Annotated in this window: 14 protein-coding genes; 9 read left to right on the top strand and 5 right to left on the bottom strand. The window is 70.2% G+C overall.

Annotation, left to right across the window (positions count from 1 at the left end; genetic code table 11):
- Window positions 1-45 precede the first annotated feature (45 nt).
- Window positions 46-1,299, top strand: coding sequence for a glycosyltransferase family protein (locus ABME01_RS11755; protein ID WP_353828600.1), 1,254 nt, complete (start codon window positions 46-48; stop codon window positions 1,297-1,299).
- Here the strand turns inward: ABME01_RS11755 and ABME01_RS11750 are convergent.
- Window positions 1,296-3,344 carry a LasA N-terminal domain-containing protein gene (locus ABME01_RS11750; RefSeq protein WP_353828599.1) on the bottom strand — a complete coding sequence of 683 codons (2,049 nt, stop codon included), beginning with the start codon at window positions 3,342-3,344 and terminating at the stop codon, window positions 1,296-1,298. The two genes, ABME01_RS11755 and ABME01_RS11750, sit on opposite strands and share 4 nt — an antisense overlap.
- Entirely contained in the window at window positions 3,344-3,823 is a 480-nt protein-coding gene (locus ABME01_RS11745) for a hypothetical protein (RefSeq protein WP_353828598.1), read from the bottom strand. Before ABME01_RS11745 ends, ABME01_RS11750 begins: the two co-directional genes overlap by 1 nt.
- 96 nt (window positions 3,824-3,919) lie before the next feature.
- Between ABME01_RS11745 and ABME01_RS11740 the strand changes: the two genes are divergently transcribed.
- From ABME01_RS11740 to ABME01_RS11705, 8 genes are all read left to right on the top strand, one after another.
- On the top strand, window positions 3,920-4,819 hold the full coding sequence (locus ABME01_RS11740; RefSeq protein ID WP_353828597.1) for an ABC transporter permease: 900 nt from the start codon (window positions 3,920-3,922) through the stop codon (window positions 4,817-4,819).
- Between the two features lie 40 nt (window positions 4,820-4,859).
- Window positions 4,860-6,062: an ABC transporter ATP-binding protein gene (locus ABME01_RS11735; protein WP_353828596.1), complete on the top strand. Its 1,203-nt coding sequence runs from the start codon at window positions 4,860-4,862 to the stop codon at window positions 6,060-6,062.
- Complete coding sequence (locus ABME01_RS11730) at window positions 6,052-6,936, top strand: glycosyltransferase (RefSeq protein WP_353828595.1); 885 nt, start codon at window positions 6,052-6,054, stop codon at window positions 6,934-6,936. Before ABME01_RS11735 ends, ABME01_RS11730 begins: the two co-directional genes overlap by 11 nt.
- A gap of 96 nt (window positions 6,937-7,032) precedes the next feature.
- Complete coding sequence (locus ABME01_RS11725) at window positions 7,033-8,115, top strand: nitroreductase family protein (protein WP_353828594.1); 1,083 nt, start codon at window positions 7,033-7,035, stop codon at window positions 8,113-8,115.
- Window positions 8,112-9,086 (top strand): lysylphosphatidylglycerol synthase domain-containing protein, encoded by a 975-nt coding sequence (locus ABME01_RS11720; protein WP_353828593.1) that lies wholly within the window; start codon window positions 8,112-8,114, stop codon window positions 9,084-9,086. The genes ABME01_RS11725 and ABME01_RS11720 overlap by 4 nt, the downstream gene beginning before the upstream one ends.
- On the top strand, window positions 9,083-10,312 hold the full coding sequence (locus tag ABME01_RS11715; RefSeq protein WP_353828592.1) for a polysaccharide pyruvyl transferase family protein: 1,230 nt from the start codon (window positions 9,083-9,085) through the stop codon (window positions 10,310-10,312). Before ABME01_RS11720 ends, ABME01_RS11715 begins: the two co-directional genes overlap by 4 nt.
- Before the next feature lie 52 nt (window positions 10,313-10,364).
- Window positions 10,365-11,399 carry a glycosyltransferase family 2 protein gene (locus ABME01_RS11710; RefSeq protein WP_353828591.1) on the top strand — a complete coding sequence of 345 codons (1,035 nt, stop codon included), beginning with the start codon at window positions 10,365-10,367 and terminating at the stop codon, window positions 11,397-11,399.
- Window positions 11,400-11,403: 4 nt separating this feature from the next.
- Window positions 11,404-12,966, top strand: coding sequence for a hypothetical protein (locus ABME01_RS11705; RefSeq protein WP_353828590.1), 1,563 nt, complete (start codon window positions 11,404-11,406; stop codon window positions 12,964-12,966).
- A 28-nt stretch (window positions 12,967-12,994) separates the two neighbouring features.
- Here the strand turns inward: ABME01_RS11705 and ABME01_RS11700 are convergent, their stop codons facing one another.
- The 3 genes from ABME01_RS11700 to ABME01_RS11690 are packed head-to-tail and all read right to left on the bottom strand — an operon-like array spanning window position 12,995 to window position 16,037.
- The gene (locus ABME01_RS11700) at window positions 12,995-14,530 is read right to left on the bottom strand and encodes a hypothetical protein (RefSeq protein ID WP_353828589.1); all 1,536 of its coding nucleotides are present in this window, start codon (window positions 14,528-14,530) and stop codon (window positions 12,995-12,997) included.
- A gap of 22 nt (window positions 14,531-14,552) precedes the next feature.
- On the bottom strand, window positions 14,553-15,422 hold the full coding sequence (gene rfbA, locus ABME01_RS11695) for a glucose-1-phosphate thymidylyltransferase RfbA (protein ID WP_353828588.1): 870 nt from the start codon (window positions 15,420-15,422) through the stop codon (window positions 14,553-14,555).
- Between the two features lie 3 nt (window positions 15,423-15,425).
- Window positions 15,426-16,037: a dTDP-4-dehydrorhamnose 3,5-epimerase family protein gene (locus tag ABME01_RS11690; protein ID WP_353828587.1), complete on the bottom strand. Its 612-nt coding sequence runs from the start codon at window positions 16,035-16,037 to the stop codon at window positions 15,426-15,428.
- Between the last annotated feature and the right edge of the window lie 28 nt (window positions 16,038-16,065).

Here is a 16,065-nt window from a genome sequence, read left to right as displayed (position 1 = left end):
CGTCGCGTGCGGTCCCCCGACCGGACCTCGACTGGACCCCACCTCATGACTCCCCCGCACCCCGAACCCGACATCCGAGCCGAGTACGAGCGGCTGGTCTCCGGCGGCGCCGCCGAGGGCGAGCGCGGCCGCATCCTGTTCTACGTCTCCACCACCGACCTCGACGAGGGCAAGGGCGACGTCTACGTCGCGGCCGGCCTCGCCAAGCACCTCGCGCGCCTCGGCTGGGGCGTCGACTTCCGCGGCGTCGACCGGTGGACCGAGGCCGTGCCCGACGGCGTCGATGCGATCGTCGCGATGCTCGAATCCTTCATCCCCGGCCACGTTCCGCAGGAGGTGCGGCGAGTCGCGTGGATCCGGAACTGGAGCCGGACCTGGGCCGACCTGCCGTTCCTCGAGGAGTACGACGAGATCTGGTGCTCGTCCGAGGCGTCCCGCGCCCATCTCGCCGACCGCTTCCGCGGACCGGTCGCCGTCCTGCCGATCGGGGTCGACGCCGACCTGTTCCGCGCCGAGCGTGCGACCTCGCGCCCGCACGAGGTCATCACCACCGCGAACTTCTGGGGCGTCGCACGCGAACTGCAGTCCGCGATCGCCCCGCTCGCCGCCCGTCGCTCCCTCACCTGGTACGGGGCGAACGCCGGCCTGGCCGAGCTGCCCGAGGGCGTCCACGCTCGCTCGCGCGTCGCGTTCTTCGAGCTGCCGCGGGTGTACGCCGAGGCCGAGCTGGTCGTCGACGACCTGATCCCCGCGGCGAAGGAGTTCGGCACCCACAACAGCCGCCTCTTCGAGGCCATCGCCTGCGGCGCGATCCCGATCGTCAACACGCGGGAGGGACTCGACGAGCTCGGGCTCGGCGCGGTGCCCGCCTACGACTCGCCCGAGTCACTGCTGGCCATCGCCGACGGGCTGCTCGACGACCCCGAGGGTCGCGAGCAGCTCCGCGAGTCGCTCCGAGCGGTCGTGACGGAGCGCCACGGGTACGCCGCGCGCGCCGAGGTCGCGTCCGAGCGCCTCGAGGCGCTGCGACGCAGGGCGCCCGCGGACGACGCGTACGAGCGGCTGCTGGCGTGGACGACCGACCTGCGCGAGGACCACCGCGCGGCCGACCTGGCGCTCGACCACTTCCGGGCCGACGCCCACGAGGTCGGCGCCGAGCGGAATCGACTCGCCGGCGAGCTCGAGGGAACGCAGCGGGCGCTTGATGCGGCGAACTCTCGACTCCGGCAGATCGAGCAGTCCCTGCCGTACCGCGCCTGGCGCCGGGTCCGCCGGCTGCTGCCGACCGGCCGCCGCTAGGGCACGACCACGTTCCTGCAGCCGAGCCTGCGGTTCTCCCCGGGGTCGACCTTGTCGATCGCGTAGACGCACACGGAATGCGCTCCGCTCGACAGGTCCGTGAGCGTCGTGCGGTACCCGTGCAGGTCGCCCATTCCGGGGTAGACGCCGCTCAGGCCGGTCTTCTCGAGGGAGGCCTCGATCGACGCCTTCCCCCGCCCGTCGACGTAGACGTGCACCCGGATCGGGTCGACCGTGTCGGGATCGAACGCCCACCCGCGCACGAGCACGCCGTCGGATGAGGCCGACACCTCGTCGATCACGCCCAGCGGCGACCCCGACGGCATCGACACGTCGATGCAGCCGAGCCGGCGGTTCGCGCCGACCCCGACGTCGATGCCGTAGGCGCACACCTCGTGCACCCCCGGCGGAAGCCCGGAGAGCTCCCGCGTGAAGCCGTGCGCCGATCCGTACCCGGGGTGCTCTTCGCCGACGTCGGGGCGGTCCTCGTCGGCGAGCAGCGATGCCGCCCCCGAACCGTCCACGTACAGGTGCACGCGGATCGGGTCGACCGTGTCGGGATCGATGGCCCAGCCCGACACGGTGACCACGCCGATGCGGACCGCCTCGCCCGACTCGATCTCGCCGAACGGCGACCCGGACGGCATCTCGACCGTTCGGCAGCCGATGCGCTTCGTCGCCCCGGCGAGGACGTTGATGGCGTAGAAGCACACGTCGTGCTCGCCTCCGCCCAGGCCCTCGACGGTCCCCGACCAGCCGTGCCCGTCGCCGAAACCGGGGTAGACGCGGTCGAGTCCGGCCTTCTCCACGTCGGCGGCGAGGGAGGCCCGGCCCCGGCCGTCCACGTACACGTGCACCCGGATGGGGTCGGGCGTGTCCGGGTCGATGGCCCAGCCGCGGAACGTCACCTGGCCCGGCGCGGTGTCGATCTGGTCGATGTAGCCCCACGGCGAGCCGCTGCGCACGAGGACCCGCTTGCAGCCGAGGAGCACGTTCCGCCCCGCGCCGACGTTGATCCCGTACGCGCACAGTTCGTGCGTCCCCGGCTCGAGCGCGATCGTCGCGCTGAATCCGCGCGACCGGTTCCCGTCCGGCTCCGCCTGGTCGGCGGCGACGCTCGCCGCACCGCTGCCGTCGGCGTACACGTGCACGCGGATCGGGTCGACGGCGTCGGGATCGACGGCCCATCCCTCGATCACCGCCCGCTTGAAGCCGCCGGCCACGCGCGTGACCTCCCCGGAGGGCGAGTCGCTTCCCGTCGGGCTGCCGAACCAGTCGCTGAAGAGCCTCCAGAAGTTGCGGTTGCCGTACGACGAGCACGAGTCCCCGACGCCGTACAGGTTCGCGAGTGCGGCGGAATTCGGGGTGTACGGGGTGTAGAGGTACAGCCCGGCGGTGGCCTGGTTCCGGATGTACACCGACTTCGTGCCGCAGGCGGTGTCGGGGTGGTAGAGGATCGAGTTCCACCGGCCGGCCTCGTACGCCCGCCCGGTCGGACTCGCCGCGTACCGCTTGAACTGCAGGGCGGCCATGTAGACCTGGTTGGAGAAGCCGTAGTACGCCGCATCGCAGTCCGCGGTGTCGGGGCAGCCGTACCCCGTGGCGCTGCGGTACTGCCGAGACGTCGGCGCCGTCGCCGTCACGAGCGACTGCTCCTTCTCGAGCAGGACGATGATGACGCGAGGGTTGATGCCGCAGGCCGTTGCGACGATGCGGATGACCTGCGCGGCCGTGGCGTCTGATCGCCCGGTGACGGCGGCGCACCGACCGGTCTCGGCCGGCCTCGACGAGATGGAGGTCCGATACGACTTCAGGCACGTCGGCCCCGTCGTCGCGGTGCACGTCGGGACCTTGGACTGGAGGAAGGACTGGATCTGGGCGGTCGACATCGTCGATTCGTCGTAGAAGACCTGGTCGCTGATGATCCGACCGGGATCGAAGTCCTTGGGGTCCGCGGCCTCGGCGCGCGGAACCGGCGCCAGGCCTGCGCCCAGGGCCACGGCGATGGCGACGACCAGGGCGAGGACGGACCGTCTGCGGAACATCAGGGCACCTCCACGTCGACCGGCTCGGAGCTCGCACCGGCATACGAGAGCGTGAAGGTCCACGTTCCCGGCCCGAGTTCGTCCGAGCTGAGCTCGAAGCGCCCGCAGTCGAGGCTCGACGGGCCGGCCTGCCCGCTCCGGGTGCGCTCGACCTCCGCGCCCTGCGAGGTCCCCACGAGGACGCACGGCTCGGTCTCATCGACCGTCCCCGGCACGAGGCCCGACACGAGGACCTCGAGGCTGGGCTCGTTCCACTCGGCCGAGGTGATCAGGGGGACCGCCTCGGCGTCCGGCGTCGCCGTGGGCGATGGCGCAGCAGTCGTCTCGGCCGGCGTCGGCGACGGCGACGCGGGCGATCCCGTCGCGGGGGCGCATCCCGCGAGCACGACGATCGCGGCGGCGCAGAGTGCCGCACCGCCCAGCGGGCGACCGGTCGCCTCCCCCGGAACGCCGCGCCTCCCCCGAAGTCGGTGCCGCACCCCGCCGATGGTAGTGACGGTGCTTCGCGGCGCGCGGATCGACACGCGTGGGCCACCTATACTCGTATGGCCCGCGATGGAGGAAGAACCACCCAGATGACAGCCGACGAACGCTTCGCGCGCCTCGCGACCGAGCCGATGGTCCCCGTCGGCCGCGGCGCCGGCGTCGCAGGGACCCTCCGATCGTTCCGAACCATCTTCGAGCATCGGGAGATGCTCGGCCTGCTCGTCCGCCGCGACCTCAAGGCCCGTTACAAGGACAGCGCCCTGGGCGTCGTGTGGGCGCTCGTGCGGCCGCTCACGCAGCTGCTGATCTACTACATCGTGATCGGCCGCTTCCTCGGCGCCGAGCGCGGCATCCCCGAGTTCGCGATCTACGTGTTCACGGGCCTCACGGCGTACGGCCTCTTCGCCGAGATCGTCAACGGCGGCACCTCCTCGATCGTGGGGAACTCGGGTCTGATCAAGAAGATCTACCTCCCGCGCGAGATCTTCCCGCTGGCGAGCGTCGGCTCCGCGCTGTTCAACTTCTCGCTCCAGCTCGTGATCCTGATCGCCGCGACGATCCTCCTCGGAAGCCCGCCGCTGACGGCCGACCTGGTGTACTTCATCCCGGCCGTCCTCGCGCTGGTGGTCTTCGGCACGGCCTTCGGCATCCTGCTGTCGGCGACGAACGTGTACCTCCGCGACCTGCAGTACCTGGTCGAGGTCGTGATGATGATCCTGCTGTGGGCGTCCCCCGTCGTGTACTCCTGGGGCATGGCGCGCGACGCGCTCGGCCCGGGGCTCGCGCTCGACGTCTACACGAACAACCCGATCACCCTGGCAGTGCTCGGCTTCCAGCGCGCCTTCTGGGTGGCCGGTGCGGAGACGGCGGCGTACCCGGCCGACCTGATGGCCCGTCTCTGGATCGCCGTCGCGGTGGGCATCGTCCTCCTCGCGATCTTCCAGCGCGTGTTCGCCCGACTCCAGGGCAACTTCGCCCAGGCCCTCTGATGCCCGCGCCGTGTCCCACATCCCCCCGAGGAGCCCGTCCATGAGCCCCGACCGGCCCGAGATCGTCGCCGCGGAGCACGTCAGCAAGCGCTTCGTCATCCGCAAGGACAATTCGCTGAAGGAGCGCCTCGTCACCCTCGGACGCGCCGGTCGCCGGCACCGCGAGGAGTTCTGGGCGCTGCGCGACGTCTCCATGCACCTCCAGGCGGGATCGACGATCGGCCTGATCGGTCACAACGGCTCGGGCAAGAGCACGCTGCTGAAGGTGCTCGGCGGCATCATCGACCCGACCGAGGGCTCGGTGGAGCGCCGCGGCCGGATCGCGGCGCTGCTCGAACTCGGCGCCGGCTTCCACCCCGACCTGACCGGCCGGGAGAACGTGTTCCTGAACGCGGCGATCCTGGGGCTCAGCCAGGCCGAGACCGAGGCCCGGTTCGACGAGATCCTCGCGTTCTCCGGCATCGGCGACTTCATCGACACCCAGGTGAAGTTCTACTCCTCCGGCATGTACGTCCGGCTGGCCTTCGCAGTCGCCGTGCACACCGATCCCGACCTGCTGCTCGTCGACGAGGTGCTGGCCGTGGGCGACGAGGCATTCCAGCGGAAGTGCCTCGACCGCATCCGCGAGTTCCAGCAGGAGGGTCGCACGATCATCCTGGTCACGCACAACCTCAACCAGGTCACCGACCTCTGCGACCGCGCGGTGCTCCTCCACCGCGGCGAGGTCGTGTACGACGGCGAGCCGGTCGAGGCGGTCGATCGCTTCCGCGACCTCCTCGAGGAGCGCCGCGTGGCCGAGGAGGAGCGCGCCGGGCACCGCCCGGGCGAACAGGGCACCATCCTCGAGACCGTCGCGCGGGCGGTGGGTCGCGAGGTCGGCGAGCCCGTCCAGCCGGGGGACGACCTCGAGATCAGCGTGACCCTCGAACATCCGACCGGCCTCTCCGACTGGATGTGCGCGATCCAGATCGCCACGCCCCTCGGGCCCGCGATCTACGGCACGACGACCGCGAAGCTCGGCGCCGACCTCGGGATCCTGGAGGAGCGTCGGACGGTGACGTTCGTCCTCCGCGACCTCCGCCTCGGCGGCGGGCAGTTCTTCATCCACGCATCGCTGATGACGGTGGCCGGCGTGCACCTCTTCGACGCGGCGCAGGCCACGTCGTTCACCGTGCCGCACGACCCGCACACCACCGGCGTCGTCTACTCCCGGCCCGAGCTGATCGAGCGCGATGCCGGCTGAACCGACGGATGCGACCGGGCCGGACGTCCTCGTCGTCACGGTGGCCTATCGCTCGTCGGACGCGATCGGGCCGTTCCTCGACTCCATCCCGGACGCGTCACCCGGGCTGCGGATCCGGACGATCGTCGTCGACAACGCCTCGGCGGACGCCGACGCGACGGCGGAGGCCGTCCGGTCGCGGGGAGTCGACTTCGTGGGCCTCGACCGCAACCTCGGGTACGGCGGAGGGATCGACGCCGGGATCGACGCCGCGCGGACGGACGCCGACTTCCTGCTCATCGTCAACCCGGATGTCGTGTTCGGCAAGCGCGCGATCACCACGCTGCTCGACGCGGCGACGACGACGCCGGGGGGCGGTTCCTTCGGCCCCCGCATCCTCACCCCCGCGGGCGAGGTCTATCCGTCGGCGCGCCGGTTCCCGCGCGTCGGGACCGGGGTCGGGCACGCGCTCTTCGGCCGCGTCGTCCCGGGCAACCCGTGGAGCCGCACGTACCGGGGAGAGTTCGACGACGCCGACCGGCAGCGTCCGACGGACTGGCTCAGCGGGGCGTGCCTGCTGGTGAGGATGAGCGCGTATCGCGGGGTCGGCGGCTTCGACCACGGGTACTTCATGTACTTCGAGGACGTCGACCTCGGCCGCCGGCTCGGTCAGGCGGGCTGGTCGAACGAGTACGTGCCGACCGCGACGGTCACGCACGTCGGTGCGAAGTCGACCTCGACCGCTCCCGCGAAGATGCTGCGCGCGCACCATCGGAGCGCCTATCGCTTCCTCTCCCGGCAGTACGACCGCTGGTACCACGCTCCGCTCCGGCTCGCGCTGCGCACCGGACTCGGCATCCGCGCGTGGTGGGCCACCCGGCGCAGCGCCAGCTGAGGACGTTCAGGGAATGCCCCGGGTGGGATCGCGTAGGATTTCGGGGGCGTTCTCGCCCTTCCCCCATCCCCGCCGAACGGCCTCCCTGGAGACGACGTGCTCAAGAAGCTCAAGCAGATCGCGAAGAACCTGCTCGCCATCACCTGGATCCGGCGCGTCTACGAGTTCGTGAACCGCCTGGTCCTCGAGACGTTCGGATCGAGCAGGATCCTCACCCACTTCTTCTACTTCGTGAGCTTCATCACGTTCAACCGCGAGCAGTCCGCCGTGCTCCGCGGCCGGCGGAACTACTACCGCAACAAGAACCAGCCGCGGGTGACCCACGTCGAACTCCGCCGCAACGTGCACCGTCTGGAGAAGGGCCTGATCATGCGGCCCCGCCGCGACGTGTTCGCCCGCGACTACATCACCGAGACGATCGAGTTCTACGAGGTCGCCGCCCGCGACTACGGCACCGACCGCTCGCGCATCGAGGCGCCCGAGATGGAGTGGGCCCACGACGTCCTGACTGAGTACTTCCGGGTCGCGGTCGGCGCCGATGCGACCGTCGACGCGGCACGCGCCCGCTTCGAGTCGGTGCGCTACGACGGCGGGTTCACGAACAAGGTGCCCTACCCCAAGCGCTCGATCTCGGAGGTCAGCTACGACCAGCTGCACGACCTGGCGATGCAGCGCCGCAGCGTCCGCTGGTTCGACCAGCGGCCGGTCGACCGCGAGCTGATCGACAAGGCGCTCGTCGTCGGGCGTCAGGCACCGACGGCCTGCAACCGCCTCCCCTACGAGTTCCTCGTCTTCGACGACCCGGAGCAGGTCCGGACCGTCGCCGACATCCCGTTCGGCGCGGCCGGCTACGCGCACAACATCCCGGCGATCGCCGTCGTGGTGGGCAAGCTCGACAGCTACTTCAGCCCGCGCGACCGGCACGCCGTCTACGTCGACTCGTCCCTGGCCGCGATGTCGTTCATGTTCGCGCTCGAGACGCTCGGCCTGAGCTCGAGCGTCATCAACTGGCCCGACTTCGAGCCCCTCGAGCGGAAGATGCAGAAGACGCTCGGCCTCGAGCTGACCGACCGCGTCGTGATGCTGATCGCGATCGGCCACGCGCACCCGGAGGGACTCGTCCCGTTCTCGCAGAAGAAGCAGCTCGAGACGTTCCGGCGCTTCAACGCGCTGCCGTGAGCGACGCGAGCGCAGCGCGTCGCCGACGGCGGCGCACGATCCTCAGGTGGACGCTGACGACGGTCGTCGTCGGCGTGGTCGGGTACTTCTTCGCGACGACCCTCGCCGCCAACTGGACCGAGGTCGTCGAGCAGGGCCTGGAGTTCAGTTGGCTCTGGGTCGCCGCGACGGCGCTCTTCGCCCTCGCCGTGCCGTTCACCGGCCTGCTGTGGGCCCGCATCCTGCGGTGGCTCGAACCGACGGCGCGCGTGAGCGCGCGCGAGGCGACGGCCGTGCAGGCCGCGTCCTGGCTGCTGAAGTACGTCCCGGGGCAGGTCGGCTCGGTCGTCAACAAGGTGCTCTGGGGCGGGAGGAAGTCGATCAGCCGGATGCTGATCGTCATCTCCTTCGTGTACGAGAACGTCTTCCTCCAGCTCGCCTCCATCGCACCGAGCGCGATCATCCTCCTCGTGAGCCTCGGACCGGAGATCTTCGGACGCAACTTCACCCTCCTGCTGCTGCCCGTGCTCATCCTGGTGCCGCTGGCGCTGGTCGCGTGGAAGCCGCTGTTCCATCGCGCGGTCAACTTCGCCGCGCGTCGCGCGCTCAAGCAGGAGGTGCCGGAGCGCTACTTCCTCTCCACGCCCCGCGCCCTCGTCTCCGCGTTCGAGTTCATCGGACCGCGCGTGCTGAACGGCATCGGGTTCGTCCTCATCGCGGCGAGCGTGGCCGAGATCACCCCGGCGGAGTGGCTGCCGTTCGCCGCCGCGTACGTGCTCGCCGGCGCCATCGGCATCCTCGCGGTCTTCGTCCCCAGCGGCATCGGCGTGCGCGAGGCGGTCATCGTCCTGATCCTCGGCCAGTACATCCCGACGACCGAGGCGATCGTGATCGCCCTGCTCGCGCGGCTCCTGAGTACGCTGGCCGACGCACTCATCGCCCTCTACTACGCGGCGGTCCGCCGCACGATCCCCAAGGAGATCCGTCCGTGACCCCCCACATCACCATCATCGGCTCGGCGCTGTCCGGCAACAAGGGCGCCGCCGCGATGCTCGAGAGCGCCGTCCACACCCTCGGCGAGCGCCTGGACGACGTGTCGTTCACGCTGCTCAGCATGTACCCCGACGAGGACCGCGCGCAGAACCCCTACCCGAACGTCGACATCGTCCCCGCCGCGCCCCGCCAGCTGGGCGTCACGATCAACCTGCTGGCGCTGGCGTACCGCCTCCTCCCGCCGCTGCGATCGACCATCCGCTCGCGTTCGCGCGCCATCGGGGCGCTGACCCGCTCGCAGGTCCTGCTCGACCAGGGCGGTATCACGTTCACCGACGGCCGCGAGAAGTTCCTGCTCTACAACGTGGCGTCGATCCTGCCGGCCCTGAACGTCAAGACCCCGGTCTTCAAGTGCGCCCAAGCGGTCGGACCGTTCCGGAATCCGATCAACCGCGTGGCCTCGAAGACCTTCCTCCCCCGCATGCGCACGATCGTGACCCGTGGGCGCATCACGCACGAGTACGCGGAGGGCCTCGGCCTCGACAACCTCGTCGCCGGCGCCGACTACGCGTTCTCGCTCCCGCTCGACGGCACGGAGCGAGCGGCGGTCGAGAAGCACTTCGACCTCGGCTTCTTCGACGGCGCCGACGTCGTCGGCGTGTCGCCGAGCGTGGTGCTGCAGAAGAAGGCCGAGTCCCGCGGCCTCGACTACGTCGGCGAGATGGCCGACTTCATCGCCCACCTCACCGCGTCCGGGAAGCGCGTCCTCCTCGTCCCGCACAGCGTCCGCACGGGTACCGAGAAGACGCACAACAACGACCTCCCGCTCTGCCGCGAGATCCACGCCCGCCTGGACGACACGCGCGACGTGCTGTTCCTCGACCGCGAACTGACCTCGCAGCAGCTCCGGTACCTGATCGGCGAGTGCGACCTCTTCGTCGCCAGCCGCTTCCACGCCATGGTCTCCTCGCTCGCGATGGCCGTGCCGACCCTCGTGATCGGCTGGAGCCACAAGTACCGCGAGGTCCTGGAGATGTTCGAGCTCGAGGACTGGGCGTTCGGCCACGACAAGCTTGAGCAGGGCTACCTCCGTGCCCGCTTCGCCGAACTGGACGCCTCGCGCGCGGCCGTCCAGGCCAAGCTTGACGAGCACCTGCCCGAGGTCCGCGCGCGCTCGCTGCACCAGGCCGACCTGATCGCCGACGTCGTGCGATCGGCCGCCTGAGGCCCCACGACCTAGAATGCACACAGCCTCGCATGAGGCGCGAAGGAGAGAAATGAAGGTCTTCATCCAGGTGCCGTGCCTGAACGAGGAGGAGACGCTGCCCCTCGTCCTCGAGAGCATGCCCAAGGAGATCCCGGGTGTCGACGAGATCGAGATCCTCATCATCGACGACGGATCCTCCGACCGCACCGTCGAGGTTGCGAAGTCGTACGGCGTGAAGCACTTCGTGCACCACAACCGCAACATGGGACTGGCCCGTTCGTTCCGCGACGGCGTCGACTACGCGCTCATGCACGGTGCCGACATCATCGTCAACACCGACGGGGACAACCAGTACCCGCAGGACCGCATCCCCGACCTGGTCGCCCCGATCATCGCGGGTGAGGCCGACATCGTGATCGGCGACCGCCAGACCCACAGCATCGCGCACTTCTCGTGGTTCAAGAAGCGCCTGCAGGCGCTGGGGAGCTGGGTCGTCAACCAGGCGGCCGGGACCGAGCTGCCCGATGCGGCGAGCGGCTTCCGCGCGTACTCGAAGGCATCGCTCCTGCGGCTGAACATCGTGACGCAGTTCAGCTACTGCATGGAGACGATCATCCAGGCCGGCAACAAGCGCCTGAAGATCGCCAGCGTCGAGGTCGACACGAACCCGAAGACGCGCGAGTCGCGGCTGTTCTCGTCGATGGGCCAGCACGTCGTGAAGTCGGCGCAGGCGATCCTGCGCAGCTACCTGATGTTCAAGCCCTTCGTCTTCTTCGCGTGGATCGCCGCGGTCATGTTCGTGGGCGCGATGATCCCGTTCGTGCGCTACCTCGTGCTCATCACGGCGTTCCGCGAGGACGCGGGCCAGCACATCCAGTCCCTGCTGGTCGGCGTCGCGCTCCTGGTCGGAGCCCTCCTCGCCTTCGCGCTCGGCGTGCTGTCCGACCTGCTGAGGACGAACCGCGTCCTGCTCGAGGAGAACCTCGAGCACGCGAAAGCGCTGCGGTACGGGGAACCGGCGCGACCGCTCGTCGGAGAGGCGCCGCAGTTCGCCCCGTCGCCGATCCCCGTCTCGGACGGCACGCCGCAGCACGCCACCGTCTGACACGATGGGCGTCGAGGTCGCGTCGGCCGGTGGGCGGAAGCCCGGCGCCGACGCGGCGTACGCGCCCGCCCCGGCGGGGCGCCGGATCGCGATAGTCGGCGTCGCACTGGTCGCGCTCGGCTTCCTCCTCGCCGCTGCCTTCGCCGCCGGCACGCTGCCGTGGCGCGGGACGGCGGATGCGTACGAGCACCTCGACTACGTCTACCAGGTCCACCTCGGGAACCTGCCCGAGCCCACCGGCCACGCGCTGGAACCGGCTCGATGGAACATCGGCGATACGCGCATCGAGGAGGGCCGGCAGTACGCCTCGGCGCATCCACCGCTCTACTACTGGCTCGCCGCAGCGCTGGTCGGTCCGCTGCTCGATGACGGGCGCCTGGTCGCCGCCGTCGCGGCGATCCGCGGCCTGAACGTGGCCCTCGGACTCGCCGGCCTGATCGCCATGGCGTGGGGCGGGTGGGTCGTCGGGCGCCGGTGGCGCGCTCCCCTCGCGATCGCCGTGCCGATGGCCGGCGCCTTCAGCTACGCCTACCTTCGGTTCTCGGCCGAGGTGTACAACGACATGCTGCTCACCGCCGTGTCCATCACGACAGTGGTCCTCGCGATCCGGATCCTGCAGGCGGGACCCCGACCACGCCTGATGGTCGCGCTGTCGGCGCTGTGCGTCGTCGGCATGGGGACGAAGGCGACGTTCGTGCTCGTACTCGCGCTCGCGGTCGTCGCCGTCTTCGTGGGCGCCATGCTCCGTGGTCGCGGCCGACCCGCAGTGCGGGTGCTCCGCGCGACCGGACTCTCCGCCGTTCCCGTGGTGGCGGCCGCCGCCGCGTTCGGTTGGTTTTACGCGCGCAACGTGGCCCTCAGTGGCTCGTGGTACCGCTCCACGCCGGTGGCCCAGGTCGGCGACCGCGAGTACCGGGGGCTGTTCGAGAACCTCGCCGACCCGCGGTTCTACGGGATCGTCCCCGAGGGGCTGTTCGGCAAGTGGGCCAGGACGGTCTCCGAGGCCGCGCCGGCCGGCTCGGCGATCCTCTTCATCGCCGGCGCGACGACAACCATCGTCGTCGTCGTGGTCCTCCTCGCACGTCGTGGCCGGCGGCTCGATCACGTGACCGGATGGACGATCGCGATCCTCGCGGCGCACCTCGTCGGCCAGTACGCCCTCCAGTTGAGCCACTCGACGGGGTACGGGCAGTACAACGTGCGGTACTTCCTTCCGGCGACGCTGTCGTTCGCGGTGCTGATGGCCTTCGGCGTCACGGTGCTCCGCCCGACGCGAGCCATCGCCGCGCCGGCCGCCGCGGTGGTCATGATGGTCATGAGCGTCGTGTCGATGGCCGCCCTCGAGCTCGGCCCCGACGCCGTAGGCGCCGACCCGGTCGGGGCGATCCTCTCGATGGGAGCCGCCGGGCTCCCCCGTGAGCCGCTGGCACTGCTGCTTCCCGGCGCGATCGTCGCGCTCGTTGCAGCGGGGGGTGCGCTCGCGGCGACACTGCCGATCGCTCCGGGCCTGCGCGCCACGCCGCGCCGAGCCGAGCCGGCGACGATCGGCACGTCCCGCGCACGGTGACCCGCCGCTTCCGGTCGACGGAGCCGGTTCAGGCCCCGATGACGAACGCCGCCACGAGTGCACGCAGGGGCGCGACCACGGGCGTGAAGAAGGTGTCGGCGATCCAGGTCTGGTCGGAGCCGATGAGGTACCCGATCGCGCCCGCACCCTGCAGCGCGCCGGCCACGGCGAGCAGCACGAACATCAGCTTCCACGCCCACGGGGATCGCTGCATCGCGTCGAGTGCGCGACCGAGCGCCACGACCGCCGCACCGATCACGAACGGAAGGAACAGGAGGAGGTACCGGGACTGGATGGCCAGCGCGACGCCGTACTCGAGCGCGAGCCGGTAGTTGGTCGCGAAGAGCAGCCCGATGTAGGCGGCCGCCATGACGAGCACGATGCGGGCGCCGGCGTTGCGCGCGACCTTCGTGATCATCAGGAGGCCGAGGAAGGTGGCGATCGCGACGATCGACGGGAGCAGGGACTGGGCGAGGAGGGTGCCCGACGACGTGCGCACTCCCTGGGCGGTCTCGCCGCCGACGACGAGTGCGGTGAGCACCGACTGGGGCAGCCAGGTCCCCGACAGGTACACCAGCACCCCGCCCAGCGACGGAGCCGCGTCCGGCGCCGCCGCGGCGAGCGCCTCGTTCCGCCGCCAGACGCCGTAGGTTCGGCAGAGCTCCTCGGTCTGCACCCGCGCGCAGTCCGGGTCCGGCGTGCCGTAGAAGAGGATGTTGCCGAACATCCGCTCGACGAAGAGCACGACGAGCACGACCAGGAGCGAGCCGACGATCCACGTCCACGGGCTGCGCAGCGCCGGCAGCACACTGGCGGACCAGCGCGCGCGAACGCCCTCGACCCGTCCGAGGTGGATCTCCCGGATGAGGATGAGCAGGACGGCGGCCGCGAAGACCGGGAGGAAGGAGACCTTGGCGAGCGAGGCCGCGCATCCCACGACGACGAGGGCGGCGAGAGCCCGCACGTTCGGCTCGGCGGCGGTGTAGGCCCGGATCGCGGCGACGATGAACATCGACCCGAGCAGCAGGACGAGATTGTCGTAGTTCACGGTCGCGGCGACGAACACGACGACCGGCGGCAGCACGAAGAGGGCGAGGGCGGAGTGCGCGAGGACCGGTCGGACGCCGATCATCGTCAGCGCGCGCCGGAAGAACGGCAGGGCGCCCGCCGCCATGACGACGCAGATCACGCGCAGCAGCACGACCTGGCCGTGCAGGTCCAGGCCGATCGCCTGGCCGAGCCGGAGCGGGAAGCTCATGAGGTAGTGGAACAGGTACGACGACGATCGCTCGACGTCACCGAGACCGGTGACGCTGCTCCCGTCCGCGATGAGCGGCGACCACTGGCCGGTGTACAGCTCCGCGATGCGGAAGTGGAAGAACTCGTCGTACAGGAGGAAGTGACGCGCGGCGAACGCGACGATGAGTGCGTTGGCGACGAAGATCGCGACCAGGGCGCGGAAGAACCACTCGGAGGCGATGGCGGTCCGCGTCGCCGAGGCGGCGCGGATCGCACCCGTCCTGATGGGGCCCGGGCGCACGGGCCATGCGGTTTCGGTGGTCATGGGGTCGACTCGTGCGGCGGCGTCAGTCGTCGCGGCCGAGCAGGTGCACGAGGTACTGGCCGTACCCGCTCTTCACGAGCGGTGCGGCGAGCTCGCCCAGCCGGTCGTCGTCGATCCAGCCCGCACGCCACGCGACCTCCTCGATGCAGCCGATCTTGAACCCCTGGCGGTCCTCGATCACGCGCACGTACTCGGAGGCCTGCATCATCGACTCGAAGGTCCCGGTGTCGAGCCACGCCGTGCCGCGGTCGAGCACCTCGACCTGCAGCTTGCCGGCCTCGAGGTAGCGCTCGTTCACCGTCGAGATCTCGAGCTCGCCGCGCGCGCTCGGCTCGATGGTCTTCGCGATCTCGATCACGTCGTTGTCGTAGAAGTACAGGCCCGGCACCGCATAGCTGCTCTTCGGCTTCGCGGGCTTCTCCTCGATCGAGAGCGCGCGGAGGTCCTCGTCGAACTCGACCACGCCATACGCCGTGGGGTCGCTCACCTGGTAGGCGAAGATGACGGCGCCGTCGATGTCGGTGTTCTTCTGCAGCGACGTTCCGAGGCCGGTGCCGTGGAAGATGTTGTCGCCCAGCACGAGGGCCACCGACTCGTCGCCGATGAACTCCTCGCCGATGATGAACGCCTGCGCGAGGCCGTCCGGCGAGGGCTGCACCGCGTACTCGAGGCGGATCCCGAGCTGCGAGCCGTCGCCGAGCAGCGCCCGGAACTGGTCGTTGTACTCGGGCGTGGTGATGATCAGGATCTCGTCGATCCCGGCGAGCATGAGCGTCGACAGCGGGTAGTAGATCATCGGCTTGTCGTAGATCGGCATCAGCTGCTTCGAGATGCCCTTGGTGATCGGCCAGAGCCGGGTGCCGGATCCACCGGCGAGGATGATGCCGCGCATGGGTCAGTTCCCCTCGGAGTTCAGCGAGTCGTAGAAGGCCCGGGCGGCCTCCCAGGTGGGCAGCAGTCCGGATGCCGCGGCCTCGGCGAGGCTCGGCGCGTCGGTGTCCTTCGGCGAGAGCAGCAGGTCGTCCGCGCCCAGCGTGAAGTCCAGGCCGATCTCGGGATCGAGCGGGTTCACGCCGTGCTCGCGCGGGGCGTTGAACGGCGCCGACACCAGGTAGCTCACGGTCGCGTCGTCGCTCAGTGCGACGAAGCAGTGCCCGAGCCCCTCGGCGATGTAGATCGCCCGGCGCTCCTGCTCGTCGAGCAGCACCGAGTCCCACTGGCCGAACGTGGGCGAGCCCACCCGGATGTCGACGACGAAGTCGAGGACCGCACCACGCGTGGCGGTGACGTACTTCGCCTGGCTCGGCGGGATGTCGGCGAAGTGGATGCCGCGGACCACGCCGCGCTTCGAGACCGACGTGTTCGCCTGCGCGAGCGAGAGCGGGTGCCCGATCGCCTCCTCGAGGCGGTCGAAGCGGTACCACTCCAGGAAGACGCCGCGGTCGTCGCCGAACTGCTTCGGGGTGATCTCGTAGCTGTCGGGGATCTTCAGTTCGCGGATCTGCACCGGAAGATCCTACCAACGCCGCGAGGTC

The organism is Agromyces litoreus (assembly GCF_040496015.1).
In the GTDB taxonomy this organism is placed as follows: Bacteria; Actinomycetota; Actinomycetes; order Actinomycetales; family Microbacteriaceae; genus Agromyces; species Agromyces litoreus.
Note: the sequence above shows the minus strand (reverse complement) of the source record. Positions and strands in the feature narration are given on the sequence as shown.